The organism is Paraburkholderia tropica (assembly GCF_914484835.1).
In the GTDB taxonomy this organism is placed as follows: domain Bacteria; phylum Pseudomonadota; class Gammaproteobacteria; order Burkholderiales; family Burkholderiaceae; genus Paraburkholderia; species Paraburkholderia tropica_A.
On record NZ_CAJZAR010000038.1, the window covers coordinates 38,990 to 48,361 of the forward strand.

Here is a 9,372-nt window from a genome sequence, read left to right on the forward strand (position 1 = left end):
TCGATTGCGGTCGTTGAGGTCGATTGAGATCGATTGGACTTAATAAGCGCCCGAGAGCAGCGCGCCCGCGCCCGGCACGATCGGTTCGAGATCGAGTTCGCGCAGCATCGCGTAGGTGGTCGCGATGGCGGCCGTGATCACCGGCTTGCCGGTCATCGCTTCGACCTTCGCGACGGCGGCCAGCGACGGCATCTGCACGCAGGCGGACAGCACGATCGCATCGGCGTCGGCGTAATTGAGCGTCTTGACGATCTCGGGCAGACGCGCGGGATCGTGGCGGCCGACTTCGAGATTGTCGGGAATCTCCAGCGCGCGCCAGTCGAGCACTTCATAGCCTTCGTGGCGGATGTAGTCGACCACGAGTTCCGTGAGCGGCTTCATGTACGGCGCGACCACCACGATGCGCTTCGCGCCGATCACCTTGAGCGCGTCGACGAGCGCGCCCGCGCTCGTGAGCACCGGCGCGGCCGCGCCGTTTTCGGCCGTGTGCTTCGTGAGGCGCGCCTGCGAAACGCGGTGATAGCCGCGGCCCATCGCCATGATCGCGACGAGGCACGCATAGCCGAGCACGTCGACGCGCGCGTCGGAGAGTTCGACGGCGCAGCGGTCCGATTCGGCGTCCATTGCGGCGAGTTCTTCCTTGACGACTTTCTTCATGCGCATGCGGCTCGAATGGAACGTGAAGCGCTCGGGGCGGATCGCTTCGCGCAGACGCAGCATCGCCGGAATCTCGGTTTCCATCGTGGTGTTCGAGCTCGGCACGATCTGGCCGATGCGGTAAGTCTTGCTCATGACGCTCACTCCATTGCAGTTGGGCGGCGACGAGACCCGCCTGGCGCAGGCGTCGTCGAAATCTGGGCAAAGTCTAGTGTGTACGTTTTAAATGTGCAACGTGGAAAATTAATCGCCTGCGCGAGTCGCTTCATATATAGCGACTTTATGCTGTAAACGTGGGGGATGTGCAGAGGAAAAGTTTGTGCTTGCCGATTTATTTTCTAATGTGTACGCTACATTTCACCTCGACAGACCTCGAACTCAACCCGGCCCGGCGGCGCGTTTGCCGCGAGGGCGCACGACCTGGAGAAATCATGAGCAAACCCCGTATCGCCATCATCGGCGCAGGCCTTGGCGGCGTGGCAGCCGCCGCGCTGATGCAGCGCCGCGGCCACGACGTCCGCCTCTACGAGCAGGCGCCCGCGTTTTCGCGTCTCGGCGCGGGCATCCACCTCGGGCCCAACGTCATGAAAATCATGCGCCGCATCGGCTGCGAGGACGCGCTCAACGTCATGGGCTCGCACCCCGATTACTGGTACAGCCGCGACTGGCAGACGGCCGAAGCGATTGCGCAGATTCCGCTCGGCGATTACGCGCTCAAGACCTACGGCGCGAGCTACCTGACCGTGCATCGCGGCGACTTCCACAAGCTCATGACCGATGCCGTTGCGCCGGGCACGATCGCGTTCGGCAAGTGCCTGAGCGCGGTGGAGGATACGGGCAGCGAAGTGCGCCTGACGTTCGCCGACGGCAGCGTGGAAACCGCCGATATCGTGATTGGCGCGGACGGCGTGAACTCGAAGATCCGCGAACATCTGCTGGGCGCGGAGCCGCCGCGTTATACGGGTTATGTCGCGCATCGCGCGGTGTTTCCGGCTTCGCTGCTCGGCAATCGTCCGTACGATATGTGCGTGAAGTGGTGGTCGGAAGATCGTCACATGATGGTCTACTACGTGACCGAGAAGCGCGACGAGTACTACTACGTGACGGGCGTGCCGCAAGCCGAATGGCCCACGGGCGTTTCGATGATGGAGAGCAGCCGCGAGGAAATGCGCGAGGCGTTCGCGGGCTATCACCCGGACGTGCTGAACCTCATCAACGTGTCGCCGTCGATCACCAAGTGGCCGCTGCTCGAACGCGATCCGCTGCCGCTCTGGAGCCGTGGCCGTCTCGTGCTGCTCGGCGACGCCTGCCATCCGATGAAGCCGCATATGGCGCAGGGCGCGGCGATGGCGATCGAGGACGCGGCGATGCTCACGCGCTGTCTCGACGAAGTGGGCACGACCGATTACGCGGGTGCGTTCGCGCTGTATGAAGCGAACCGGGCCGAGCGCGCGTCGAAGGTGCAGCTGGTCTCGCACAACAATACGTGGCTGCGCACGAACGAAGATCCGGCGTGGGTGTTCGCGTACGACGTGTTCAACACGCCGCTCGTTTCGCCGCAAGCGAAGCACGCGCAGACGGCCAGCGAGGCCGCCACGGCGTAACAGCGCTGTGCACGCGCGCGCGAATGCGCGTGCGCGTCGAATTTCGGCGGGTTATAAGGTTTTGTGCGGCGGTCTTGTGCGCGGGTCCTGTGCGCGCGTTCGTCGAACGCCGTGCAGGGCCGCAAGCCGTCATGCACGATGCGGCCGGTGTTTACCTTCAATTCGAGTCAGTTCATGTTGCATTCCGCTTCCCACGCGGGGCCGCTCACGCTCAGCGTGAACGGCACGACGCGCACCATCGAGGGCGCCACGCCCGACACGCCGCTGCTCTATATCCTGCGCAACGACTGCGAACTCAATGGGCCGAAGTACGGCTGCGGTCTGGGCCAGTGCGGCGCGTGCACGGTGCTCGTCGATGGCCAGCCGACGCGTTCGTGCGTGGTGCCGGTCGCGGCGGCGCGCGAACGCGAGGTGACGACGCTCGAAGGACTCGGCACGCTCGACGCGCTGCATCCGGTGCAGCGCGCCTTTATCGACGAGCAGGCCGCGCAGTGCGGCTATTGCCTCAACGGCATGATCATGAGCGCAACGGCGCTGCTCGCGCGCAATCCGTCGCCCGATGAAGACGCGATACGCGACGCGCTGCGCTTCAATCTGTGCCGCTGCGGCACGCATCTGGAGATCGTGCGCGCCGTGAAGCGCGCGGCGCTGTATCTGCAGCAGGAGCAGGAACGTCAGCAGGGAAGCGAGGCGCGATGAGCGAGGACGATCCGCAAGGGCTGCGCGTGCGTGCCGATGTGGCGCCGACCGCTCTGAATACAGATGCGACCGCGCACGAACCCGGCACGCTGCGCCGCGCCGATTACGCGTGGCCCGCTCACGGACGCGATGCCGATGCGCAACTGGCCGTCGAAGCCCGTCTCGCGGCGGATGGCACGATGACGAAGTGGCATTACCGCGCGCGTCTCGATACAGAGGCCGAATCCGCCGATGCACAAAAAGCGGCCATGCCGCCGCTGCTGTATCGCCATGTTCAGGCCAGCGTCGCCGTGGACGATCCTGCGCGCGCGATTTCCGCTCAGGCGCATGCGTTCGCGCGCGAATCGTTCATCGACGAAATCGCGCACGACGTGCGCCGCGATGCGGTCGCGCTGCGTCTCGACCATCTCGACGCGAATCGCGACGCCGGGGCGCGCGAGGTGATCCGCATGGTCAGCGAGCGTGCCGCGTGGGGCGCGCCGGTTGCGCCCGCCGCAGAACCCGCGTCGCCGTGGGTGCGTGGGCGCGGGTTCGCGTTCGATGGCGAAAGTCATGTCGACGACGCGCCGCGTTCAGCGCCCGCACTCGATTACGCGGATAAAAGCGCATCGGCACAACCGGTGACGCAAGTTGCAAGCTGGTCCGCATGGGTCGTCGATCTCGACGTGAACCGCGAGACCGGCGATATCGCCGTGCGCCGCGTGGTGGCCGGTCAAGGCGCGGGCACGCCGGATCAAAGCGCGCTCACGGGCATGCCCGCGTGGGAGATCGAAGAGGCTATCGCGCGCGCAACCGGCGTACGTCGCATCGCACGCGCGACGCACGACGAAACCGGCGCGCCAGCAAGCAATCAGGCAGCGGTCTCGCACGACCTGATCGAATCGCCATGTGATTCGGAATCCGTATCGATTCAAGGCCGCAACGATCAAGACGAAAATCGTATCGATCGGATGAGCGCGCCTGCGGCCGCCGCCATCGCCAATGCGCTCTACGACGCAACCGGCGTGCGCTTTCGCGCGCCGCCGTTCGATCCTGAGACGCTGCGCCGCGCGTTCGCGCAAGCCGGTCCGGCCGTCGCGCTCGATGCGCCCGCGGCGCAGCGTCGTCCCTCGCGCTGGAAACGCTGGCTCGCGGGCGGCGGCATCGGCGGCGTGGCGGGCGGGCTGATCGGCCTCGCATGCTCGATGCTGCCTGGCCCCGCGCCCATCGCCCCGTTGCCTGCGGGCGCGAACGCGGACGCCTCGGCATGGAGCGCCGCGATGCTCGAACGCGGCCGGCAGATCGCCATCGCGGGCGATTGCGCCGTCTGCCACACCGCGCCGGGAGGCGCGACCAACGCGGGCGGCTTCGCGCTGGAGACGCCGTTCGGCACGGTCTGGTCGACCAATATCACGCCCGACCGCGAGACCGGCATCGGCGCATGGACTTACGAAGCATTCGCGCGCGCGATGCGTCAGGGCATTGCGCGCGACGGCCGCCATCTGTATCCCGCGTTTCCGTACACGTCGTTCGCGCGCATGAGCGACGCCGACATGATGTCGCTCTACGCGTGGCTCATGTCGCAACCGGCCGTGAAGCAGGCCGCGCCCGAAACGAAGCTGCCGTTTCCGATGAATCAGCGCCGCCTCGTCGCGGGCTGGAACTGGCTTTTCCACGACGACGCCCAGTACGCGCCCGATCCGCAACGTTCGGCGCTCTGGAATCGCGGCAAATATCTCGTCGATGGCGCGGGCCATTGCGGCGCGTGCCACACGCCGCGCAACGCGCTCGGCGCGGAGAAGGGCGGCTTCGCCTACCTCACGGGCGGCAGCGCCGAAGGCTGGGACGCACCTTCGCTGCTGGCCGCGCACGCGGGCAAAGCCAGCAAGGATGGCAAAGGCGCTGCGCCCGTGCCATGGACCGAGGACGCGCTGTTCGCCTATCTGCGCACGGGTTTTTCGCCGGAGCACGGCGTGGCGGCGGGGCCGATGGCGCCCGTGGTCGCGGGTCTCGCCGACTTGCCCGAATCGGACGTGCGCGCGATCGCGCATTACATCGCTTCGCTCTCGCCGCCGGTCGAAGCGGCCGACGCCGCGCACGCCGCCGCCACGCGCGCGGCGGGCGCGAACGCCGACACGCTCACGGCGCTCGGCTTCCAGAACGGCCAGCGCATGTTCGAAGCCGCGTGCGCGGTGTGTCACGCGCAATCGGGCGGCGTCGGTCACTTCGGCGTGCGTCCGCTGATGGGGCTGAACACGAGCGTGAGCCAGGCGAGCCCCGACAATCTGCTGCACGTGCTGATGAACGGCATCGACCAGCCCGCCACGGCGGGGCTCGGCTACATGCCCGGCTTCAAGGACAGTTTCGACGACCGCCAGATGGCCGAACTCGCGGGCTATATCCGCGCGCGTTATGCGCCGGACGAACCTGCGTGGCGCGATCTGGAGAGCGCGTCGGCGCGCGTGCGGGCGCAGACGCATTGAGCTTGCAGCGCCAACCGATTCAAAACGGCGCACAACGGAACGAAACGGAGGCAAGCGTGAACCTGCAGGACGCGGATCGCGAAGTGCTGGAAACAGCGACGCGCTGGCTGGCGGCGGGGCGCGCGGCGTGGCTCTACACGGTGGTGCGCACGTGGGGTTCGTCGCCGCGTCCGCTCGGCTCGCTGATGGCCTTGCGCGACGACGGCCATATCGTCGGCTCGGTCTCGGGCGGCTGCATCGAGGACGATCTCGTCGAGCGCCTGCGCGCACAAGGTCCGCCGCGCACGCGCGCCTCGACGCTTGAGTACGGCCTGAGCGCCGACGAAGCGCATCGCTTCGGCCTGCCTTGCGGCGGCACGATGCGCCTCGCGTGCGAAACGCTCGGCGCGCATAGCCGCCTCGATGCGCTGCTCGACGCGCTGCGCGAAGGACAACTCGTGCGCCGCACGCTCGATCTGCGCAGCGGCGCGGTGACGCTCGTGCGCGTGCAGTCGCACGCTCACTCGCACTCGCCAACACAGGCGGATGCCTTCAGCTTCGACGGCGAACGTCTCACCACGGTGCACGGTCCGTCGTGGCGCCTGCTGCTGATCGGCGCGGGACAGTTGAGCGAATACGTGGCGACGATGGCCTTGCCGCTCGGCTATGCGGTGACGGTCTGCGATCCGCGCGAATCGTATCTCGACGACTGGCGCGTGGCGGGCGTGGCGCGCGTGCGCACGATGCCCGACGACACCGTGCTCGCGATGCGCCCCGACGCGCGCATGGCCGTGATCGCGCTCACGCACGATCCGAAGCTCGACGACCTCGCGCTGATGGAAGCGTTGATGACGCCCGCGTTCTATGTCGGCGCGATCGGTTCGCGGCGCAATAGCGCGGCGCGTCGCGAGCGTCTGCAACTGTTCGGCGTGACGGACGCCGCGCTCGATGCGTTGCGCGCGCCGGTCGGCTTGTATCTCGGCGGCAGCACGCCGCCCGAGATCGCGTTGTCGATCGTCGCGGATCTCACGGCGCGGCGGTATCGCGTGCCCGTGGATCGGCTCGCGGATGTGGAGGCGGGGAAGGCGATCGCGTGAGCGACTTCCGGCGCGCGAACGGTGCCGCGTGATGCGTTCACGCGGACTTTGTCTTTGCGTTCTTCTTCAGATGCGCGCGGTTGTATTCGATCGCGGCGCGCACGAGCCGCTTGAGCGCGCGGGCATCGACCTTGTCGCCTTCGGCATAGTCGATGGCGCGGCGCGCGTTGCCTTCGAGTCCCGCGTTAAACAGTCCATCGGGATCGGCCAGGCCCGCGCCGTGCGCGAACGTCACCTTGACCTTGCCCTTATGTGCGTTCGCGACGGCGATGAGTCCGTCGCACGACCAGGTCGGGCTGCCCATCCACTTCCATTCCTCGACGATGGCCGGGTCGGCTTCGCGCATGCATTGGCGCACGGCGGCGAGCGTGGCGCCGCGCCAGTCGTCGATGCCGGCGATCAGTTCGTCGATGCGGGCGGAGGGGTTCGTCGGCGTCGTGGTCATCGCGTGCGGTCCTCGGGCGGATGGAGGCGTCAGTATGACGTGAATCGCCGTCGGGAGGCGCGGGCGCGACGTTATCGCGAGGTTATCTCGAGGTTATTTTTTACGCCGTGTTTTACGGCGCGGCGCAACATAATTGGCCGCGCCGATGGCCGACGCGGCCGTCAGCAGAAGCAGGCAGCCCGCGATGAACGGCGCGATCTGCGCATGGACGGCGTCGGGCACGGGCGGCCCGGCGAGTCGCTCGACGCCGTAAAGCACGGTGGGAATTTCCCACAGCAGAAACAGCGCGAGGCAATGCACGGCATAAGCCTTGAGCGACGCGCGGCTCATCAGATAGAGCGAGAGCGTGGCGAGCACGACCACGGTCGTATCGCCCCAATGATGCAGCCGATACCAGCCAGGCAGCCAGTCGGTCGCGCCGACGACGCGCAAGCCGAGCAGCCACGTCACGGTGTTGCCCGAAGCGAGCGCGAGGGCGGTTAGAAGCGGGGCCTTCATCGGGCAAATGCGCGAGCGCCGAAATACGAAAAGGCGATGATGTTAGCGGTTCGTCACGCTTGCCGCCAGCGTGATGTGCATCGCTTTGCGTGATGCGTTAGACGATGGCCGCGCGCGCGATCATCCACGCGCCCCATGCGAGGCAAACGCTACCGGTCGTGCGTGCGATAAGTCTCTGATTTGGCAGCACGCGTTCGGCGGTAATGGCGGCCGTCACCCAGAGCATCGCGTGCGGATTCATCATGCCGATGGCGATCAGCGCAGCCATCCAGTTCGCGCAACACATCACGCAATGCAGGCCGAAACGCGCGCCGTCGCGCAACGACGTCCATGTTGTTAATGCAACTAACGAAGTTAATGCAACTAACGAAAATGAAGAAGCGAACTTGACGTCATGTTCGATGCGCTCGCCATGCGCCTCGATCCGGCAGCACATCAGCGCGTGCATTTTCCAGCGTGTGAATTGCAGCGCGCCCGCGATGATCACGATGCAAGCGGCGATCCCTGGCGTCGCGCGTGCGAGGGCCGGTACGTGCAGCGCGAGGGCGACGAGCGCCGCGCCGCATGGAAACAGCAGCAAGCCCGCGAGCAGCCACACGCCGAAATAGCCCGCGCCCACCAGCAGCGCGCGCGACGGCGCATGCATTAAGCGCGTGGCTCGCGTTGCATAGGTCGCACGCGCATGGCGATAGAGCGCAGGTGCGAGCGAAGGCAGCATCATCGCTATCGTCATCGCGAGCCACATCGCGGCGAACGCGGCGGCGGCGTCGAGCCAGGTGTGTCCGCACGTCGGCGTCCAGACGTGCGAGAGCATCCAGCCGCCCGGCATCGGCATGCCGCCCATCGCGCCGAACGAGGCGGGCTGCACGCTGTTCATCGCCTTGCTCGCCGCGAGCCATGCCGACGAGACGATGAAGACGCGCAAGCGCTTCGAAACGGGCGCCGCGCGCCGTTCGCCGATGCCGTTCATGATGCGCTCACGCCTTCGCGTATTCGTCGTGACGGTGCCACCACACGCCGGTCTCGTTGCGTCCCTTCGGCGCGCGGTCGAGCCATTGATACATGCTCCACACGCCGTCGAGGCCGCGCGCGTAGGTCGAGTAGGTGTGATAGACCACGCCGTCTTCAAGCACGAACGCGCTGAGTCCGGGGCGGTCGCGCGTGTAGGTGGCGGCGTCGGTGCCGCAACTTGCCGCGAACTGCGCGACGGGTTCGGGCGGCGGCGTCAGGTCCATCGCGTGTCCCTGCTGCGCGTAGTTGTATTCGATCGCGCCGTCGCGCTGCTGGGCTTCGGTGAACGCGACGTTGAAGTCGTAATTGAAGGCGTTGCCGTTCGACGACGCCCACGGAAACGTCCAGCCCATGCGCGCACGATAGGCCAGCAGCTTCGCGAGCGGCGCGCGCGAGACCGCCCTCAGCATCACGTCGTGGTGGGCGAGATGCGTGGCCGCGCCTTCGATGCCGTCCGCGATCGACGAGCACGACGGGCAGCCCGCCGCGTAATCGGGGCCGAACATGAAGTGATAGACGAGCAGTTGCGAGCGTCCCGCGAACAGATCGGCGAGACTCGCCTGACCGGCTTCGGTATCGAAGCTGTAGGTCTTGTCGACGCGCACCCACGGCAGCGCCTGGCGTTGCCGCGCGAGGGCGTCGCTCTGGCGCGTGTGCGCTTTTTCGGCTTCGAGCAGATCGAGACGCGCGGCGAGCCAGGCGTTGCGCGTGGCGGTGGGATGGGTCGGCTGGGTCGGGTTCGTGGCCATTGTTCAGTCCTCCTGTGGTTTGCCGCGCCGATCGATGCAGCGACGCAGCGAGCGAATGAGCGGAAGTGCCGTGTTAGATTAGGTCTGGACCACGGGCGGCGGGGAGTGACAAGTGTGGCGGGATTCCCATGAGCATGGATTCGCTGATCACGGCGGCGGCGCGCGCGCTCG

Annotated in this window: 9 protein-coding genes; 4 read left to right on the forward strand and 5 right to left on the reverse strand. The window is 66.9% G+C overall.

The genetic code is table 11. The features are described 5' to 3' along the window. Positions 1-39 precede the first annotated feature (39 nt). Entirely contained in the window at positions 40-792 is a 753-nt protein-coding gene (locus LDO54_RS10115) for a maleate cis-trans isomerase family protein (protein ID WP_183715497.1), read from the reverse strand. Positions 793-1,088: 296 nt separating this feature from the next. Here LDO54_RS10115 and LDO54_RS10120 point away from each other — a divergent pair, with 296 nt between their 5' ends. The 4 genes from LDO54_RS10120 to LDO54_RS10135 all read left to right on the forward strand — a co-directional run bounded on the left by LDO54_RS10120 (position 1,089) and on the right by LDO54_RS10135 (position 6,498). After that, complete coding sequence (locus LDO54_RS10120; protein WP_224009791.1) at positions 1,089-2,261, forward strand: FAD-dependent monooxygenase; 1,173 nt, start codon at positions 1,089-1,091, stop codon at positions 2,259-2,261. Between the two features lie 174 nt (positions 2,262-2,435). Then, positions 2,436-2,960 (forward strand): (2Fe-2S)-binding protein, encoded by a 525-nt coding sequence (locus tag LDO54_RS10125; RefSeq protein WP_224009793.1) that lies wholly within the window; start codon positions 2,436-2,438, stop codon positions 2,958-2,960. Continuing rightward, entirely contained in the window at positions 2,957-5,422 is a 2,466-nt protein-coding gene (locus LDO54_RS10130) for a cytochrome c (protein WP_224009795.1), read from the forward strand. The genes LDO54_RS10125 and LDO54_RS10130 overlap by 4 nt, the downstream gene beginning before the upstream one ends. 62 nt (positions 5,423-5,484) lie before the next feature. Next, entirely contained in the window at positions 5,485-6,498 is a 1,014-nt protein-coding gene (locus tag LDO54_RS10135) for an XdhC family protein (RefSeq protein WP_224009810.1), read from the forward strand. A 37-nt stretch (positions 6,499-6,535) separates the two neighbouring features. Here LDO54_RS10135 and LDO54_RS10140 read toward each other — a convergent pair whose 3' ends face one another. The 4 genes from LDO54_RS10140 to LDO54_RS10155 form a co-directional block, all read right to left on the reverse strand. Next, the gene (locus LDO54_RS10140) at positions 6,536-6,943 is read right to left on the reverse strand and encodes a DUF1801 domain-containing protein (protein WP_224009797.1); all 408 of its coding nucleotides are present in this window, start codon (positions 6,941-6,943) and stop codon (positions 6,536-6,538) included. A gap of 93 nt (positions 6,944-7,036) precedes the next feature. After that, on the reverse strand, positions 7,037-7,441 hold the full coding sequence (locus LDO54_RS10145) for a hypothetical protein (RefSeq protein ID WP_224009799.1): 405 nt from the start codon (positions 7,439-7,441) through the stop codon (positions 7,037-7,039). A 97-nt stretch (positions 7,442-7,538) separates the two neighbouring features. Next, positions 7,539-8,411, reverse strand: a complete 873-nt coding sequence (locus LDO54_RS10150; protein ID WP_224009801.1) for a DUF2182 domain-containing protein — start codon at positions 8,409-8,411, stop codon at positions 7,539-7,541. A gap of 7 nt (positions 8,412-8,418) precedes the next feature. Then, a complete protein-coding gene (locus LDO54_RS10155) occupies positions 8,419-9,201 on the reverse strand; it encodes a DUF899 domain-containing protein (RefSeq protein ID WP_224009802.1) in 783 nt (260 codons plus the stop codon). Positions 9,202-9,372: the final 171 nt, after the last annotated feature.